This window comes from Pseudoalteromonas nigrifaciens (assembly GCF_002221505.1).
GTDB classification, from domain to species: Bacteria; Pseudomonadota; Gammaproteobacteria; order Enterobacterales; family Alteromonadaceae; genus Pseudoalteromonas; species Pseudoalteromonas nigrifaciens.
The window spans coordinates 1,872,285-1,890,197 of the sequence record NZ_CP011036.1 but is presented as its reverse complement, the minus strand read 5'-3'; the positions used below and the strand labels follow the sequence as shown (position 1 = coordinate 1,890,197).

The 17,913-nt window shown below is 39.8% G+C and carries 12 protein-coding genes; 9 read left to right on the top strand and 3 right to left on the bottom strand.

Translation table 11 applies throughout. The features are described from left to right. Window positions 1–9 precede the first annotated feature (9 nt). From pgm to PNIG_RS09170, 5 genes are all read left to right on the top strand, one after another. The gene (pgm, locus tag PNIG_RS09190; RefSeq protein ID WP_089368345.1) at window positions 10–1,647 is read left to right on the top strand and encodes a phosphoglucomutase (alpha-D-glucose-1,6-bisphosphate-dependent); all 1,638 of its coding nucleotides are present in this window, start codon (window positions 10–12) and stop codon (window positions 1,645–1,647) included. A 97-nt stretch (window positions 1,648–1,744) separates the two neighbouring features. Continuing rightward, on the top strand, window positions 1,745–2,800 hold the full coding sequence (astE, locus tag PNIG_RS09185; protein ID WP_089368344.1) for a succinylglutamate desuccinylase: 1,056 nt from the start codon (window positions 1,745–1,747) through the stop codon (window positions 2,798–2,800). Window positions 2,801–3,064: 264 nt separating this feature from the next. After that, the gene (locus PNIG_RS09180; protein WP_011328310.1) at window positions 3,065–4,279 is read left to right on the top strand and encodes a thiamine pyrophosphate-dependent dehydrogenase E1 component subunit alpha; all 1,215 of its coding nucleotides are present in this window, start codon (window positions 3,065–3,067) and stop codon (window positions 4,277–4,279) included. Then, window positions 4,279–5,256: an alpha-ketoacid dehydrogenase subunit beta gene (locus PNIG_RS09175; RefSeq protein WP_011328309.1), complete on the top strand. Its 978-nt coding sequence runs from the start codon at window positions 4,279–4,281 to the stop codon at window positions 5,254–5,256. The genes PNIG_RS09180 and PNIG_RS09175 overlap by 1 nt, the downstream gene beginning before the upstream one ends. 8 nt (window positions 5,257–5,264) lie before the next feature. Next, window positions 5,265–6,839 carry a dihydrolipoyllysine-residue acetyltransferase gene (locus tag PNIG_RS09170; protein WP_011328308.1) on the top strand — a complete coding sequence of 525 codons (1,575 nt, stop codon included), beginning with the start codon at window positions 5,265–5,267 and terminating at the stop codon, window positions 6,837–6,839. A gap of 76 nt (window positions 6,840–6,915) precedes the next feature. Here the strand turns inward: PNIG_RS09170 and PNIG_RS09165 are convergent, their stop codons facing one another. Then, window positions 6,916–8,088 carry a putative manganese transporter gene (locus tag PNIG_RS09165; RefSeq protein WP_089368343.1) on the bottom strand — a complete coding sequence of 391 codons (1,173 nt, stop codon included), beginning with the start codon at window positions 8,086–8,088 and terminating at the stop codon, window positions 6,916–6,918. Window positions 8,089–8,209: 121 nt separating this feature from the next. Next, complete coding sequence (locus tag PNIG_RS09160; RefSeq protein ID WP_089368342.1) at window positions 8,210–9,835, bottom strand: M28 family metallopeptidase; 1,626 nt, start codon at window positions 9,833–9,835, stop codon at window positions 8,210–8,212. Window positions 9,836–9,951: 116 nt separating this feature from the next. Here PNIG_RS09160 and PNIG_RS09155 point away from each other — a divergent pair, with 116 nt between their 5' ends. The 4 genes from PNIG_RS09155 (at window position 9,952) to PNIG_RS09140 (ending at window position 16,039) form a co-directional block, all read left to right on the top strand. Beyond that, window positions 9,952–10,764: a DUF3025 domain-containing protein gene (locus PNIG_RS09155; protein WP_011328305.1), complete on the top strand. Its 813-nt coding sequence runs from the start codon at window positions 9,952–9,954 to the stop codon at window positions 10,762–10,764. Next, window positions 10,761–11,549 (top strand): ABC transporter ATP-binding protein, encoded by a 789-nt coding sequence (locus PNIG_RS09150; protein ID WP_011328304.1) that lies wholly within the window; start codon window positions 10,761–10,763, stop codon window positions 11,547–11,549. The genes PNIG_RS09155 and PNIG_RS09150 overlap by 4 nt, the downstream gene beginning before the upstream one ends. Next, a complete protein-coding gene (locus tag PNIG_RS09145) occupies window positions 11,542–12,750 on the top strand; it encodes an ABC transporter permease (RefSeq protein ID WP_011328303.1) in 1,209 nt (402 codons plus the stop codon). The genes PNIG_RS09150 and PNIG_RS09145 overlap by 8 nt, the downstream gene beginning before the upstream one ends. Window positions 12,751–12,979: 229 nt before the next feature. Continuing rightward, on the top strand, window positions 12,980–16,039 hold the full coding sequence (locus tag PNIG_RS09140) for an ATP-binding protein (RefSeq protein ID WP_089368341.1): 3,060 nt from the start codon (window positions 12,980–12,982) through the stop codon (window positions 16,037–16,039). 122 nt (window positions 16,040–16,161) lie between these two features. Here PNIG_RS09140 and PNIG_RS09135 read toward each other — a convergent pair whose 3' ends face one another. Further along, window positions 16,162–17,886: a proline--tRNA ligase gene (locus tag PNIG_RS09135; RefSeq protein WP_089368340.1), complete on the bottom strand. Its 1,725-nt coding sequence runs from the start codon at window positions 17,884–17,886 to the stop codon at window positions 16,162–16,164. Window positions 17,887–17,913 lie beyond the last annotated feature (27 nt).

Sequence of the window (17,913 nt, the reverse complement as noted above, 5' to 3'; positions counted from 1 at the left end):
GGAAATACTATGGCTATTCATCCAGGTGCGGGCAAACCAGCTCCACAATCGGTATTAATAAATGTACCTAAATTAGTATCTGCGTATTATTTAAATGAGCCAGACCTTGAGCAGAATCCAGAGCATTGTGTTGCATTTGGTACATCAGGGCATCGTGGTTGCTCCTACGATGTTAAATTTAACGAATCGCACATACTCTCTATTACTCAAGCTATTTGTGACTACAGAAAACAAAACGATATTTTTGGCCCGTTATTTTTAGGAAAAGACACCCACGCTTTAAGTGAAGCGGCCTTTAATTCGGCAATAGAAGTATTAGTAGCCAACGAAGTGCAAGTGATCACCCAAGACGATGGTGACTTTACTCCAACACCTGTAATTAGCCACGCTATTGTAAGTTACAACAAGCTGCACCCAAATGAATTAGCCGACGGTATTGTAGTTACGCCTTCGCATAACCCACCAGAGGATGGCGGGTTTAAATACAACCCACCCGATGGCGGGCCTGCCGATACCGACGTGACTAAATGGATAGAAGACAGAGCTAATCAGTTATTACTAGAGGACTTAGTTGAAGTGGAATTATTTCCGTTTGCTAAAGCCTCGCGCTCAGGGTTTATTAAATACCAAGACTTAATGACCCCGTATATTAATGATCTAGAAAATATTGTTAATTTAAAAGCGATTAGCGAAGCGGGTATCAAAATTGGCGTTGATCCGCTGGGCGGCTCAGGCATTAATTTTTGGCCGGTTATCGCTAAAAAATATAATTTAGACATTAGCGTTGTAAATGATGTTGTTGATCCTCGTTTTGCATTTATGCCACTTGATAAAGATGGCAAAATTCGTATGGATTGCTCATCACCTTATTCAATGGCCAACCTTATTGCGCTTAAAGATGATTTTGATATTGCCATTGGTAACGATCCAGATTACGACCGCCATGGCATAGTAACGCCAGGTGGTTTAATGAACCCTAATCACTTTTTAGCGGTTGCGATTGATTATTTGCTTAAAAATCGAGACTGGAACGCAAATGTGCAAATTGGCAAAACGTTAGTTTCCAGCTCCATGATCGACAAAGTTACTGAGCGTAATGGCCGTAAAGTAAAAGAAGTACCGGTTGGCTTTAAATGGTTTGTTGAAGGGTTAAATAAAGGTAAGTTAGCCTTTGGCGGCGAAGAAAGTGCTGGCGCCGCATTTTTACGTTTTGATGGCAGTGTTTGGTGTACCGACAAAGATGGCTTTATTATGGGCTTATTAGCGGCCGAAATACTTGCTGTTACCGGTAAAACACCGTCTGCTCTTTATAAAGAGTTAGAGCAAGAATTTGGCTCGCCGCTTTATAAACGTATAGACGCACCGGCTACAAGCACGCAAAAATCGCGTTTAAAAGCCCTCAGTGCCGACGACGTTAAAGCCGATACACTCGCAGGTGAACCTATTTTACAAAAGCTAACCCATGCGCCAGGTAATAATGCGCCAATTGGTGGTTTAAAAGTAGTTACCGAAAGTGGTTGGTTTGCAGCGCGTCCATCGGGTACTGAAGATATATACAAAATTTACCTTGAGTCGTTTAAAGGTGAAGCGCATTTAGCACTACTTGAAAAAGAAGCTAAAAAGCTAGTAGACTCAGTTATTAGCTAATATCGCTTATATTACTTAAAAACGGCTGATTTAATCAGCCGTTTTTGCTTTTAATTGCATAATAATAATTTCAATTTTACAAAGGGCTTTTATCCATATGTCAGCCACTACTCCAGATTACATCGAAGAATTAAAACAAACTGGCGACTTTTTAACGCTAAGCCGCAATAACGAATGGCACTTAGCCGCAGGGGAGTTCACCCTCAATAATGGCACCGTAGTTACTATTCATGATACCGGTGTTATAGAGTTTCAACCGGCCACTGTTTCAAGCAAAGACGTAGTGTACTCAAGTGCAGTGCACGGAAACGAAACCGCACCAATCGAAATATGCGACGAATTAATTAAACAAATAATCGCCGGTGAGCTGCTCTTAAAGCAGCGCGCTTTATTTATTTTTGGTAATCCGCAATCAATTAATATTGGTTTGCGTTTTGTAGAAGAAAACCTTAACAGGTTGTTTAATGGCCACCATAGCGTAGACGGCGTACCAATGAATAACGAACGTACCCGTGCAGCCAAATTAGAGCAGTACGTAAGTGACTTTTTTAGCCGAGGCGAGCAAGGTAGCAGCCGCTGCCATTACGATTTACATACTGCAATTCGTGGCTCTAAAAACGAAAAATTTGCAGTGTACCCTTATTTACATGGTAAACCGTGGAAAAAGTCGCAATTACAGTTTTTATTAAGTTGCGGGGTAAATACCGTATTAATGATGAAATCCCCAGCAACCACCTTTAGTTATTATTCATCATTTGTGCATGATGCCGATTCGTTTACGGTCGAGCTTGGCCAAGTTAAGCCCTTTGGTGAGAATGACATGAGCCGCTTTGCAAAAACCAAACAAACACTCACTGCATTAATTAGCCAAGATATGGTTGAATATCCAGAATTTAATGCAGATGAATTCGAGTTGTTTACTGTGCACCGCACCATAAATAGAACGCAGAATGAATTTAGTTTTCCATTTTCAGATCAGGCCGAAAACTTCACAGGCTTTGCCAAGGGTGAGTTGTTAGCTACTGATGGCGATACACCTTACTACGCCGATGTGCAAGGAGAAGCGATTATTTTCCCCAATGCAAACGTAGCTATTGGCCAGCGAGCGCTGTTAACCGTTGTGCCAATGGCGATAGACAGTAATTTTATTTAAAATAGCTGATCAGACCACTTGTTGTAATAAGTTAACTATATGATTAATAAATAGTAAAATATCTGCATAGTTAACTTGCCATTTTTATACTCACTATTTAGTTTTGTTTCGTCACAGATTTGTTGAATAACACTTTACGTTAACGTAAAGTGTCGGCAGCTTTAATTAAAGACAGTGCAGATGTTGCAAAGTTTATTCGCAGCAATCAACCCACAATAATAATTTAATGGGCACTGTTTTATCGACAACAAAAGAAGGTAGGTTATGAGTAATCCAAATAACGTATCGCTGAATATTAACCATAAGCTTGAGTTTATCGATGGCAATGCGTTAACTATTCCAACCCTTAGTATTTTAACTGAGGACGGCGAGATTCATCCAGGTGCAACCGCACCCGACATTTCAAAACATACCGCAATTAAATTATACGAAACCATGCGCTTTATACGTTTGTTAGATGAGCGCATGCAAGGTGCACAGCGTCAAGGCCGCATTAGCTTTTATATGCAATGTTTAGGTGAAGAAGCTGCAGTAACAGCCTCTGCAGCTGCGCTTGATCAAAATGATATGATTATGGCTCAGTACCGTGAACAAGCGGCGCTTCACTATCGTGGTTTTACGCTTGATCAGTTTATGAACCAAATGTTTTCTAATGAACTGGATTTAGGCAAAGGCCGCCAAATGCCGATTCATTATGGTTCTAAAGCATTAAACTATATGACCATATCATCGCCATTAGGAACACAAATTCCACAAGCGACTGGCTACGCTTATGGTCAAAAAATTAAACATATAGATGCTAAAACAGGTGAGCTTGCCAGCACTATAGATAACATCACTATTTGTTATTTTGGTGAAGGCGCAGCGTCTGAAGGGGACTTTCATGCCGGTGTAAATATGGCTGCAGTGCATCAAGCGCCGGTAATATTTTTTGCCCGTAATAATGGTTATGCTATTTCGACCCCTGCAGATGAGCAGTTTAAAGGTGACGGCATTGCTTCTCGTGGCGTTGGTTACGGTATTAAAACAATTCGTGTTGATGGCACAGATGCCCTTGCAGTGTATGCGGCAACTAAAAAAGCCCGTGAAATTGCAGTGAGCACAGGCGAGCCAATTTTAATTGAATCAATTGCTTATCGCTTAGGTGCGCATTCGACCTCAGACGATCCAAGTGGTTATCGCTCTAAAGATGAAGAAGCTAATCATCAAGTATGCCCAATCGACAAGTTTAGAAAATGGCTAATTAAGCAAGACTGGCTAAACGAAGCCGACGATGTAAAAGCTAAAGAATCAATTCGTGAAGAAATTTTAGCTGCGCTAAAACGTGCCGAAGTAGTGGCAAAGCCAGCTTTAGAAGAATTAATATCAGATGTTTACGATACCCCAATTCCATCATTGCAACGCCAATATGAGCAACTAAAAGCGCATATAAAACTGCATCCAGATGCCTACCCAGTTACAGCAGGGAGAATTAAGTAATGGCTAAAATGAACATGCTACACGCAATTAACTCTGCACTTGACATTACTATGGCAGAGCATCCACAAGCCTGTATTTTTGGCGAAGATGTGGGTTACTTTGGTGGTGTATTTAGAGCAACTTCAGGCTTACAAGAAAAGTACGGTAAACACCGTGTATTTAATACCCCGCTTACAGAGCAAGGTATTTTAGGTTTTGCGAATGGTTTAGCGGCTTTTGGCGCTCCAGCGCTGGCAGAAATTCAGTTTGCAGATTATATATTTCCAGCATTTGACCAAATAGTTAATGAATCAGCTAAATTTCGCTACCGCAGTGGTAATGAGTTTAATGTGGGTAATTTAACTATTCGTACACCTTACGGCGGCGGAATTGCAGGGGGCTTGTATCATTCACAATCACCCGAGGCTTACTTTGCACATACACCAGGCTTAAAAGTGATTGTGCCGCGTAACCCGTACCAAGCAAAAGGCTTATTACGCGCGGCAATCAAAGATGACAACCCGGTATTGTTTTTTGAACCAAAACGCTTATATCGCGCATCAATCGGCGAAGTGCCAGAAGAAGATTACACCATTGAGCTTGGAAAAGCCGAGGTAGTACAGCAAGGTACAGACGTGACCTTACTTGCGTGGGGCGCGCAAATGGAAATAATAGAAGACGCCGCCAAACAAGCAAGTGAACAAGGCATTAGCTGCGAAGTAATTGATTTACGCAGTATTTTACCATGGGATGTAGAGGCAATTGCACAGTCGGTGACTAAAACTGGACGCTTGATTGTTAGCCACGAAGCGCCAATTACTAATGGTTTTGGTGCAGAAATAGCGGCAACCATTGGTCAAGAATGTTTCCTACATTTAGAATCGCCAATTATGCGCGTGTGTGGCTTAGATACGCCGTATCCGTTAGCGCTTGAAAAAGAATATGTACCGGATGCATTAAAAGTATTGGCCGCAATTAAACAATCAATGGATTTTTAGGGGATACCATGGCTAAAGATTTTATATTACCCGATATTGGTGAAGGCATAGTTGAATGCGAAGTTGTTGAATGGCTTGTGGCAGAAGGTGACACTGTGGCTGAAGATCAGCCTATTTGTGATGTAATGACAGACAAGGCATTAGTGCAAATACCCGCTGTACATGATGGGGTAATTACCAAGCTTTATTATCAAAAAGGTGAAATTGCCAAGGTTCATGGGCCATTATTTGCTATGAATGTAAGTGGTGAAGCAGTTAGCGAAGAAGCTGATGCAGCACCTGAAAAAGCAGCTCAAACGGTTGTCAGTAATAATAGCAGCGAGCACTTAGAAGATTTTATTTTGCCAGATATAGGCGAAGGTATTGTTGAGTGTGAAATTGTTGACTGGTTAGTTGCCGAAGGTGAAGAAATAGTTGAGGATCAAGCGGTTTGTGATGTAATGACAGACAAAGCCTTGGTACAAATACCGGCAAAATATACTGGTGTTGTAAATAAGCTGTATTATCAAAAAGGTGAAATAGCCAAAGTGCACAGCCCGTTATTTCAAATGACGGTAGCAGGGCGCACAGCTAAAGCCGATGCAGATATAAATCAAGCAGTGGTAAAAGCACAAACTAATGCAGCAGATAAACCAGCGGCTATTAAAGCTGAGCAAACAACTAAAATTGTGAATAAAAAAGCAGTTGCATCGCCAGCGGTTCGTCGTAAAGCACGCGAGCTTGATGTTGATTTAACTTGTGTACCGGGCAGTGGTAAAAATGGCCGTATTTATAAACAAGACATAGAAGAGTTTGTAAAAGGCGAAGTTCCTAACACTATCGATACCTCACCATTGCACAGTGGCAATGAGCAAAGAACATCAGCTACACACTCAGGTGGTACACGTGTAGAGCCAATTAAAGGCATAAAAGCGGCAATGGCTAAACAAATGGTGGCGTCGGTTTCGACCATTCCACACTTTACCTTTAGTGATGAAGTAGACTTAACTAAGCTAATTGCGCTTCGCTCTAGTTTAAAAGAGCAGTATAAAGCGCAAGGTATTAAACTAACCATGATGCCGTTTTTTGTTAAAGCATTATCGCTTGCAATGAAAGAGTACCCAGTACTTAACTCTAAAGTAAATGATGAGTGCAGCGAGCTTACCTATTATAACGATCATAATATTGGAATTGCAGTTGACTCAAAAATAGGTTTATTAGTGCCTAATATTAAATCGTGTCAGAGCAAAAGTATTGTAGAAGTTGCAAACGATTTAACCCGTTTAACCGACTCAGCGCGAGAAGGTCGTGTTGCGCCAGATGATTTGAAAGGCGGTACTATTAGTATTTCAAATATTGGTGCAATTGGCGGCACTATTGCGACGCCTATTATTAATAAACCAGAGGTGGCTATTGTTGCTTTGGGCAAATTACAGCACTTACCGCGTTTTGATGAAAACGGCCAAGTGGTAAGCAAAGCTATAATGCAGGTGAGCTGGTCTGGCGATCATCGCGTGATTGATGGTGGCACTATTGCCCGTTTTAATAACCTTTGGAAATCGTACTTAGAAAACCCATCGGTAATGATGATGGCGATGAGCTAAACATACGCGCTTATTGTTATTAAAAAAACCAGCTTCGGCTGGTTTTTTGTTTACTGTATTTAAAAGTATTATTTACTCACCAAAAATATAAACCATAACCCACGGCTAAAGCCGGTATTGCAGTATAAAAAGTTGCTATGAGCGCGGCTTTTGGTGCCATTGCTATGGCAGGAAACAGCGCATCGCCATCGTTAGAAATAGCATTTGCAGTTAAAGCACTAAATGGAATAATACCTTGAATGTACAAAGTGGTAACAATTATTTGTGGCCCGCAACCGGGTAAAAAACCGATTAATACCGCTATAAGTGGTGCTAAATACGCATAGTGTAAAAACCATGCTTTTAAATCAAGTCCTGCCACATTTACTAATATTTCAAATAACATAAATGACGCAACGACCCACGCAGTTACAAAGTGAGTGTCTTGTAATACCTTGGTAATATTAGAGGGAGGATTACGCTTACATGCATCGTCTTCTGAGGTGACTTCTTTATAGCTCTCTCCTTTAGACGAATACGCCCAAATACTGACAATAAACAGTGCCATTGCAGCGCCAAAAGAGCTAATAATGTTAGGTATATTAGTATCCCACTTGTTAAAATCAACATTAAACGCAATTAACAAAGCAATAATTAAGCTTGGAACAATAGCAACCATCCATACCGGCTTAGATATTTTAATAATAGCTGTTGGTAGCTGTATAACCTGTTGTTTATGCTGTTGTGGGAGTGGTCGCAAAAAGTCTTTTTTATGAATAGCATTTACTATCAACCCGCTTAAAGTTCCTACAACCAAGCCAATACCCATAATAATTACCCCTTCAGTAGGGCGAGTAGCAAGTAGTAAAAATGCCGCATCACCCATTGTTGCAGCTAAAACCGCGACAATAGCGCCAAAACTGGCTTGGCCTTTTGTAAATTGGGTAACAACAATAATTGCACCACCACAGCCTGGTAATGCACCTAGTATAGATGCAAAAGCAACTTCTAAAATAGGCGACTTAGCGCTTAAATAACTAAGCTCTAATTGTGGTAAACGTGCTATGGCGTAGTAGTAAATTAGTAAGGTAGCTGCTACAAAAACACTGACCTGAAAAAATGCGTCACTGAGTGCAGTAATAGTAATAGCGCGTAAATTAGGTAGGGCTAAACACACTAATATAAAGAGTGGTAATAATAAGCGTTTGTTTTGACCCATAAAGCGTTTTGAATTGGCTGTTATAAATCCACTATGTGAGAGTAATTGCATAAAGTGTGGCCTAGTAAGTAACTAAGCTACACTTTACATTGCACTCAAATGATAATCAATATCATTTGAGTGCAATTATATCGATTACTCTATTTGAGTTTTTCGATTAGATAAGATTAAATTACTTACGTTGGAACTCAGAGTTAGTGTTCCACGTTGGCCATTGCTCTTGCTCAGAAATATTAAAACCTACTTTATAAAATAATTGTAGGTCTTGCACCGCGCCCGATAAATCCCATTCATCACGGTAGCGATCGCATGGTTGATGATAACAACCACGCAGTACTAAGCTCATACGCTTACGGTAGTTTGCAGTTTCTTCGTCAAAGGCTTGCGTGCCACCACCTGCGTACATGGCTGGAATGCCCATGTTTGCAAAAGCAAAGTGATCAGAGCGATAGTAACCACCCGAAGAAGGATTAGGATCGCCAGATATTGTTCTGCCTTGCTCAAGCGCAACCGTTGTTAATAAATCATCCATTTGTGATTTACCAATACCTACCACGCTAATATCTTTCACTTTGCCTAATAAATTTAAGCTGTCCATATTAATGTTAGCAACGGTTTTATTGGCAGCAATAACAGGGTTAGCTGCATAATATTTTGACCCTAATAAGCCTTGCTCTTCAGCGGTTACCGCTAAAAAGGTCATTGAACGGCTAGGGTGCTTAGGTAATTTAGTAAAGGCTTCAGCCACTTCAATTAAACCAGCCGTACCGGTAGCATTATCGTGCGCGCCATTAAAAATTTGATCCCCTTTGCGGTTTTTATCAGTGCCTAAGTGATCCCAATGTGCAGAATAAATAACATGTTCATCTGGTTTTTCACTGCCCGGTAAAGTGGCAATAAAGTTATACGAGATAGACTTTTTAATGGTGTTTTTTATCTTTATAGAGGCAGTCAAATCGCCCATATCAACGTGGTAAGCGCCTTTTGCAGCATTGGCTTTTAGTGTATCAAAATCAAGCCCTGCTTTATTAAACAGCTCTTTGGCTACGTCTGTTGTTACCCAGCCTTCAACGGCTACACGGTCCATATTGTTGTTTTCTTTTTGAAAACCAAACTGCTCACCACTCCACGAGTTTTCTACTACAGACCAAGGGTATGAAGCTGGTGCTGTTTCGTGAATAATAATTGCGCCCGCTGCACCTTGACGACTCGCTTCTTCGTATTTATAAGTCCAACGGCCATAATAGGTCATGGCATCGCCAGTGAATAAATCAGGGTTTTTAGTTGCAAAGCCCGGATCGTTTACCAGCATTACTACCGTTTTGCCTTTAACATCTAAGCCTTCGTAATCGTTCCAGTTATACTCTGGTGCATTAACGCCGTAACCAACAAATACTAGCTCAGAGTTTTCAATTGCTTGGTTTTCGCTAATGCGACTACTGCCCATTACCATGTCTGTTTTGTATTGGTAGTTTTTACCACCAATTTTTAATACCATGTCTGAGTCTGCTTCAAGCGAAACCAGCGGAACTTCTTGTAAAAAGCTATTGCCATTACCGGGCTTTAAACCCAAGGCTTTAAATTGCGCTGTTAGGTAATCAAGCGTTAGCTTTTCGCCTGGCGATGAAGGGGCACGGCCACCAAATTCATCCGATGCTAACACTTTTACATGCTTAGCAATTTCATCAGCTTGAATACTATTGTAGCCCTTAGTTACATCATCGGAGGTAATACTTGTTGTAGCGCAGCCCGCTAATACGGCAGCAGTGATAAGGGTAAGAGAGAAATAACGTTTCATATTGGCTCTATTTTTGTTTTAAGATAACCCAGTATATGAAGTTCTATTAATTAGAACCAGTTTTTGCGGTAAACTGTTACAAAATTTAAGGTATAAACTAGTAAGTACAAATAATAATGAAGCGTTTTACTCCCCCAGAAGAATTTCAGCCAAGCTGCTTACAAAGCGGCGCTTTTGAGCATTTGCGCACGTTGTTTAATATACATGAGCAAAAAAATTGGCCTCTGCCTAGCTGGTTTAGCCCACACTTAAACGCAATTAATGCCAATAACTTGGCTATTAGCTTTGTCGATGATGCAAAAATAGATTTTGCTGAGCGTTATTACGAGCAAGTTATTTTTGAAACAGGGCAGGTGCCTACGCGTACTGAAAATTGGCACGACTTATTTGGTGGCTTTATTTGGTGTTTATTTCCTAAAACCAAAGCGCTTATTAATCAACGCCACGTAGCAGATATTGCAGTACATGGCACAAAGCAGCGTACCAAACATCGCAATGCCCTAACCTTATTTGACGAATGCGGTGTTGTACTGGCTATTAGCAATACCCAATGGCAACAGTGGTTGCGCGATCATCAATGGAAAACAGCGTTTGTTGAGCATAGAGCGCAGTGGGGAAAAACCATCAAACCATTTATGTTTGGCCATGCAAATTACGAAATGCTAACTAAACCCTATATTGGTTTAACGGGTAAAGCGTTGTTTGTAACTGTACCCGATGAAATATTTTGTAAAGATTTAGTTACCCAATACCAGTACCTAGATCAAAGACTTTATGAGATGATAAAAACCGATCAGTGTTTAGCCGACAATAAACTCCTTTCACCTTTACCACTACTAGGTGTTCCGGGGTGGCATGAGGACAACACCGACGACACATTTTATAATAATACGGATTACTTTAGAGAAAAACGAAGGATACGAACATGATAGAAGTTATTGGCCTTAAAAAGAAATTTAAGCTAACTAAAGATCATAAAAAAAACAAAGTAGATGAAATAGACCCGCGCGAAGATAAAGATTATTTTCATTCAGTTAGAGATGTTAGCTTTCGTTGTGCAAAAGGCGAAGTACTTGGACTGCTAGGACCAAATGGCGCAGGTAAAACCACCACGTTAAGAATGATTTCTACTGCCTTAAAACCCGATGCCGGCAGTATTACCATTGCCGGTAACGACATAATAAAAAAGCCATTGCTGGGGCGTAAATCGATTGGGTTTCTATCGGGTTCAACCGGCTTATACGGGCGTTTAACCGTAAAAGAAAACATCGAATATTTTGCAAAACTCCATGGCATGAGCAAAAAAGATATTGCAACACGCTGCGAAGAGCTATTTACCTTGCTCGATATGCATAAATTTATAGATAAGCGTGCAGAAAACCTCTCAACCGGAATGAAACAAAAAGCCAATATTGCCCGCGCAGTAGTGCATTATCCTGCTGTAGTGGTTTTAGATGAGCCAACGACCGGGTTAGATATTATGACCACACAAACGGTAATTAACTTTATAAAAGGTTTAAAAGCGCAAGGCACACCGGTTGTTTTTTCAACGCACCACCTAGATGAAGTTGCTTTACTGTGCGACCGCGTAGCAGTGATTAACGAAGGCGTAAGCTGTTTTGATGGCACTGTAGAAGAGTTTAAACAAACAGGTAACAGTGAAGAACTTAACCAAGCGTTTATGAACATATTAACGGAGAAACGTGATGTTTGAAGTATTTAAAAAGGAATTAAGAGAGTTACTACGCGATAAAAAAACGCTCATATTTGTAGTGGCTGTACCAGTTGCAGTGTTCCCACTTATTTTTGCCGTTGTTGCCTTTATTAGCGCACAAGCAGCTATGGATGCAGAGCAAAAAGTAAATACCTACGCTATTGTAAACGGCGACTATGCGCCAGAGTTTACCGACAAAGTGTTTTACCATAAAAGTTTTGAGCAGTATAAAGGCACTAAAACCTTTAATAGTGTTGCACAGCTTAAAGCCGCAGTGATTGCTGGCGATATTGATATGGGCATTTATTTACCAAGCAATGCACAGCAAACGTTAAATAATGCACAGCAAAGCAAATGGCAGGTAGTGTTTAACGACGCTAAGTCTATTAACTTTTTGTTTCAGCGGGTGAAAGAGCTAGCGCAAGAATACAGCGATGCGTTACAAGTACAAAAGCTGCTTAGTTTTGGCATTGACGAAGCAACGCAAAAAGCAATACTTGAACCAATTGAAGTTGTAAAAGTAGATACCGCCGACAAACGTGAAAACCTAGGTGAAAAAATAGGTGGGTTTTTACCGTACTTATTAGTACCTTTAGTATTAATGGGAGCAACTTATCCTGCCATTGACTTAGGAGCAGGCGAAAAAGAACGTGGCACCCTAGAGACATTATTGTTAACACCTATTACTCGTACACAACTTGTTTTAGGTAAATTTATTACCCTTTTAACTACTTCGATTGCCTCTACAACCATTACTGTGCTGAGTATGGGAGTGTGGATAGCCTTGGCGATTACTTTTGCGGATCTTGAATTTATTAAAGTTGCATTTAGTAGCTTAGCCGTTTCTGATTTATTAATGATTTTTGTATTACTGTTACCACTGGCGGCTATATTTTCTGCGCTAGCGTTAGCTATTTCAATTTACGCACGTACCTTTAAAGAAGCGCAAAACTACATGACACCGTTATCTCTGGGCGTTATTTTTCCGGTAATAATTGCCTTAATGCCAAATGTGGAACTCACTGTTAAAACAGCGTTTATTCCTGTCACTAATGTAGCGTTAGCAATAAAAGAAATAGTTAAAGGCACAGTAGATTACACGCTAATAGGGCTAATATTTTTAGCTACAGCTATTATTGCCGGTATTTTATTAGCTTTTTGCGTTAAATGGTTTAACCGCGAAGATGTGTTATTTAGATAGTTAATAGACAAAGCTTTAAGTTTTGAAGGCAGCACTCGCTGCCTTTTTCATTTATAAACAAATATAAATAGCGTTTAGTTTATTTCATTAAGAGCAATGGTAGTGGTAGAATACACTTCATAATTTGGCACTCTTTATTGCAAATAAAAGAGGTAAGTAATTAATTTTGAGGTTTATTGTTTCTCAATCTAGACTACTTATGTAAGTACTATAGTGTAGGTAATAGTAAATGTTAAAACGAAATTTTTTATCTAGAGTTGCAAAAAGTAATAAGCTAATACTTTTTGCCGTAATGATTTTTATGATCATTGCGTTGCCTTCAATGTATATATTTGAGCAAAAAGTAAGAAGTGAAATTTATCACACGGCGCAAATAGAGCTAAAACGCGAACTCGAAACTAAAACATTATCGTTAAAAAAACACTTTACCGACAGCGTTAACGCCATTCGATTTTTAGATGCAACCCCACCTATAAAAGCAATATCACGCGCTAGTGAAAATCAATTGTCAGATCCAGCATCTGCAACGCCTATGGCTATTTGGAAAAATCGCTTAGCGAGTATATTTTCTGGCTTTATGCGCACCGACGAAAGCATATTACAAGCGCGTTATATAATGCTAGCAGAAGGCGGGCAAGAAGTCGTAAGGGTTGATCGGACCGAGCAAGGCAAAATTACCATACTCGAAGGCGAGCAATTACAACAAAAAGGCCAACGAGATTACGTTATTAAAACCAGTATGCTTGATGAGCACACTGTTTATATTTCGCCAATAAATTACAACCGTGAAAATGGTAAAATTCAGCAGCCTTATATCAGTACCTTTCGGGTAGCAAAACCTGTATTTGACAAAAACAAACAGGTTTCTGCGGTTTTAGTTACGAATTATTATGCAGAGCAACTATTTAAAAGCCTCACTTTTGAGTCTCCGCAAGGCACTGCAATTTATTTAATGAATAACCAAGGTGAGTTTTTATATCATCCAAACCCAGAGCTGCGCTTTGGGTTTGAGTTTAATAAAAGCAGAACCTGGGAGCAAGAGTCTGTTGGCGCGCAAAATATGGCTGCAGACAAAACGCTGCCGTTAAATAACTACCCACAACAATACACACTGCAAAAGCGTATTTATTTTGGTAATGATATTGCCATGCTGCCACTCGAGCTTGCTGTGAGTGTAGATACGCAAACATTATTAGCAAAAGTGAGCGAGAGACGCCAAAGCTTTATTACTACATTAGCTGTATTTTTTGGTGTGTTTTTAGTTATGACCATGCTGTATCAGCGCTTTATAAACCGAAAGTTACTTATTAACTCGTTAAAAGAGCAAAATAACACAGTAATAGAAAACTCCTTAGATGCTATTTTTAGCATTTCAGAGTCGGGTAAAGTGGTGCAATTTAATAACACAGCTAAGCAAGTGTTTGGCGATATACTAGAGAGTGATAACGTAAATTTTATTTCTTTATTTACTTTAAATAAAGAAGATGAAAAATGCATAAGAGAAACCATTAAAAATGGCTCTAAAATGCCCTTTGAAGCCATGCACACCGACAGTTCGGGCAATAAATACTACTACTCAATAACCCTCAGCAGTATTTATGATGTGTTTAATGAGCGTTATCAAGTTGCGGCTATTTTAAGAGACATAAGTTCGCTTAAAAATATTCAAGCTGAACTAGAGGGAGTTAATACCACTTTAGAGCTTAAAGTTTCGCAAAGAACCCGAGAGCTTGAACGCGCAATAGATGAAGCATTAGCAGCAAGCCAAGCTAAAAGTGACTTTGTAGCTAATATTTCTCACGAAATACGCACCCCTATGAACGGGGTATTAGGCATGCTAGAAATGCTTAAAGAAGATGGCTTATCAGAGCAACAGCATCATTATTTAAAACTTGCAAATAGCAGTGCTAATTCTTTAATGAATTTAATTAATGATATTTTAGATTTTTCAAAAATAGAAGCGGGTAAGCTCGATATTGATAATCACAGCTTTGATGTTGTTACTGTGTGCAGCGATATGATTAACTCATTAGCGCTACAAGGGCAACGCAAAGGACTTGAAGTATTTTTACACACCCACAATATTGTTGATCGTATGGTTGTAGGTGACAGCCATCGCCTTAAGCAAATTTTAATTAATTTGGTTAATAATGCTTTTAAGTTTACTCACAAAGGTGAAGTTAGCTTAACCATAGGCTCTAAATACATTACCGATACTAAATTACAGATGAGTTTTGCGGTTAAAGACACTGGAATTGGCATAGCAGCTGAAAATATAGATAAACTATTTGAAGTGTTTACCCAAGAAGATTCAAGCACCACACGCCATTTTGGCGGTACCGGCTTGGGTTTATCAATTTGTAAAAAGCTAGCGCAATTAATGGGTGGTAATATATCGCTAACAAGCGAAAAAGGGGTAGGGAGTACTTTTACTGCAACCGTTGAGCTGCATGTAGCACCCCAGAAAAAGCTAAATACCGGTATTGAGCTTGCTACCAGTATTGATGTTGCTGCATTAATTGCTCGCGATAATGTGTATAACAATGTGTGCGATTTATTACTGCAAACTTGCAAAGTAGATAAAAGTAATATTGTTAGGTTAGATTACTTTAGTGAGCATGATGAGTTTGAAGCGGACTTATTAATTATTGACGACGACCATCCACAAGTTAATGCCCTGATTAGCTTTTGCAAACAGTACGATAAAAAATATGTACTAATTTTACGTGATATGGTGATGAACAAACAATCGAAAAAAGTATTTCCTGATCATCTACATATTTTAAATAAACCGCTTACCCAAGATGAGTTTAGTTACAAATTAGCGAGTTTATTTGGTGCCAGTAGCGAGTTTGTTATTACCCCACCAAAGAGCTTAATTGAAGAGCCTGTAGATGCAGACTTATCAGCTTATCATGTGCTTTTAGTTGACGATAATATGATCAACATAGAAGTGGCTAAAGCGATTTTAAAGCACACTAAAGTTAAAATCACCTGTGCATCTGACGGTCTTGAAGCTTTAGAGGCGTTAAAGAGTAATAAACAGCAACCTTTTAACGTTATTTTAATGGATTGCCAAATGCCTAATTTAAACGGCTACGATACCACCAGCGAAATTAGAAACGCCAAAGCCGGAATAGAGTATATTCATGTGCCTATCATTGCGATGACAGCAAGTGCAATGGAAGGCGACAGAGAGCGTTGTTTAACGGCCGGTATGAACGACTACATTACTAAACCAATTAAGCCGCAAACGTTAAAAGACAAGCTTATTACGTGGTTGAGTTAACACTAAAGCGAAATAGGCGGCTTTTAATAAGTCACCTTTTTTTAGCTGAAGTGATTATATTTTAGATATAAAAAAACCGCTTTAAAGCGGTTTTTTTATTTATAGTTAAGTGTATTTTATGCTTAACCTTTAACAGCTGCTTTAATTGCATCGATTGCTGTATCAATATCAATCATTAGCTTTTCACCAGTGCGGCGGTTTTTAAGTTCAACTTTGTTTTCATCAAGGTTGCGCTCGCCAATAACTAATGTAAATGGTACGCCAATTAATTCCATGTCGTTAAACATAACGCCAGGGCGCTCTTTACGGTCATCAAATAACACATCAAGGCCAGCATCTTTTAAGCCTTGGTAAAGGTTGTTAGCAATATCTGGAATACGATGCGACTTATGCATATTCATAGGCACAATAGCTAAATCAAACGGTGCAATTGGTTGTGGCCAAATAATACCGTATTGGTCGTTGTTTTGCTCGATTGCTGCAGCAACAATACGCGACACACCAATACCATAACAACCCATAGTCATTATTTGGTTTTTACCTGATTCGTTTAATACGCCAGCCTTCATTGCTTGTGAGTATTTAGTGCCAAGTTGGAAAATATGGCCAACTTCAATACCACGTTTAATTTGTAAAGTGCCTTGGCCACATGGGCTTGCATCGCCTTCTACAATATTACGTATATCAGCAACTTCATAATCAGTTACATCACGATCCCAGTTAATGCCGCTGTAATGCTCGTCGTCTTTATTAGCGCCGGCAACAAAGTCAGCTAGTATGTTAGCGCTTCTATCAACAATAATTGGCATAGACAGGCCAACCGGACCTAATGAGCCAGGTTTTGCACCAATAGCAGCAACAATGTCTGCCTCTGTTGCCATTTCAAGCGGAGAATCTACTAACGGGTGTTTTTCAGCTTTTAGTTCGTTAAGGTCGTGATCGCCGCGTAAAACTAGCGCAACTAAACCACGTACCCCGTTTTCATCAGGCGTAGCGTAAACGATTAATGTTTTAACACCGCGATGTGGTTTAACACCGTAGTGCTTTTTAAGCTCGTTAATTGTTTTAGCGTCAGGCGTTGGAAACGCTTTAAGCTCTTTTGTTGCAGCTGGGCGTGGCTCGCTTGGTGCAAGTGCTTCTGCTTTTTCAATATTTGCTGCGTAGTCGCTGCCATCACTAAATGCAATAGCGTCTTCACCAGATTCTGCAAGTACATGAAACTCATGCGATACGCTACCACCAATAGAACCCGTGTCGGCAATAACAGGGCGGTAGTCTAAGTTTAAACGCTCAAAAATATTACAATACGCTTTGTGCATTACTTGATACGTTGCATCTAAACACTCATCACTTAAGTGAAATGAATAGGCATCTTTCATTGTAAATTCGCGGGCGCGCATTACACCAAAACGCGGACGACGTTCGTCGCGCACTTTAGTTTGTATTTGGTATAAAGAAATTGGTAGCTGTTTATAGCTGCTAATTTCTTTACGAACAAAATCAGTGATCACTTCTTCGTGAGTTGGGCCAAGCGCAAAGGTACGATTATGACGATCGGTAAAACGCATAAGTTCAGGACCAAACTCATCCCAACGACCTGATTCTTCCCATAAATCTGCTGGTTGAATTACTGGCATCAGCATTTCAATCGCATTGGCTTTATTCATTTCTTCACGTACGATATTTTCTACTTTTCTAAGTACCCGTAACCCAGTGGGTAACCAAGTGTATAAACCCGAAGCGACACGACGGATCATACCGGCTCTAAGCATTAATTGATGCGATACAATTTCAGCATCCGAAGGCGTTTCTTTAAGTGTGGCGAGTATATATTGACTGGTACGCATGTTGTTTCCGAAATTAGAGTAATTATG

Excerpts from the sequence above, each read along its gene's own strand:
- PNIG_RS09160 (WP_089368342.1), bottom strand. The coding sequence starts at position 9,835 with ATGAAACGTTATTTCTCTCTTACCCTTATCACTGCTGCCGTATTAGCG.
- PNIG_RS09170 (WP_011328308.1), top strand. The coding sequence starts at position 5,265 with ATGGCTAAAGATTTTATATTACCCGATATTGGTGAAGGCATAGTTGAA.
- PNIG_RS09150 (WP_011328304.1), top strand. The coding sequence starts at position 10,761 with ATGATAGAAGTTATTGGCCTTAAAAAGAAATTTAAGCTAACTAAAGAT.
- PNIG_RS09140 (WP_089368341.1), top strand. The coding sequence starts at position 12,980 with ATGTTAAAACGAAATTTTTTATCTAGAGTTGCAAAAAGTAATAAGCTA.
- PNIG_RS09155 (WP_011328305.1), top strand. The coding sequence starts at position 9,952 with ATGAAGCGTTTTACTCCCCCAGAAGAATTTCAGCCAAGCTGCTTACAA.
- PNIG_RS09145 (WP_011328303.1), top strand. The coding sequence starts at position 11,542 with ATGTTTGAAGTATTTAAAAAGGAATTAAGAGAGTTACTACGCGATAAA.
- pgm (WP_089368345.1), top strand. The coding sequence starts at position 10 with ATGGCTATTCATCCAGGTGCGGGCAAACCAGCTCCACAATCGGTATTA.
- PNIG_RS09180 (WP_011328310.1), top strand. The coding sequence starts at position 3,065 with ATGAGTAATCCAAATAACGTATCGCTGAATATTAACCATAAGCTTGAG.
- PNIG_RS09175 (WP_011328309.1), top strand. The coding sequence starts at position 4,279 with ATGGCTAAAATGAACATGCTACACGCAATTAACTCTGCACTTGACATT.
- astE (WP_089368344.1), top strand. The coding sequence starts at position 1,745 with ATGTCAGCCACTACTCCAGATTACATCGAAGAATTAAAACAAACTGGC.
- PNIG_RS09135 (WP_089368340.1), bottom strand. The coding sequence starts at position 17,886 with ATGCGTACCAGTCAATATATACTCGCCACACTTAAAGAAACGCCTTCG.
- PNIG_RS09165 (WP_089368343.1), bottom strand. The coding sequence starts at position 8,088 with ATGCAATTACTCTCACATAGTGGATTTATAACAGCCAATTCAAAACGC.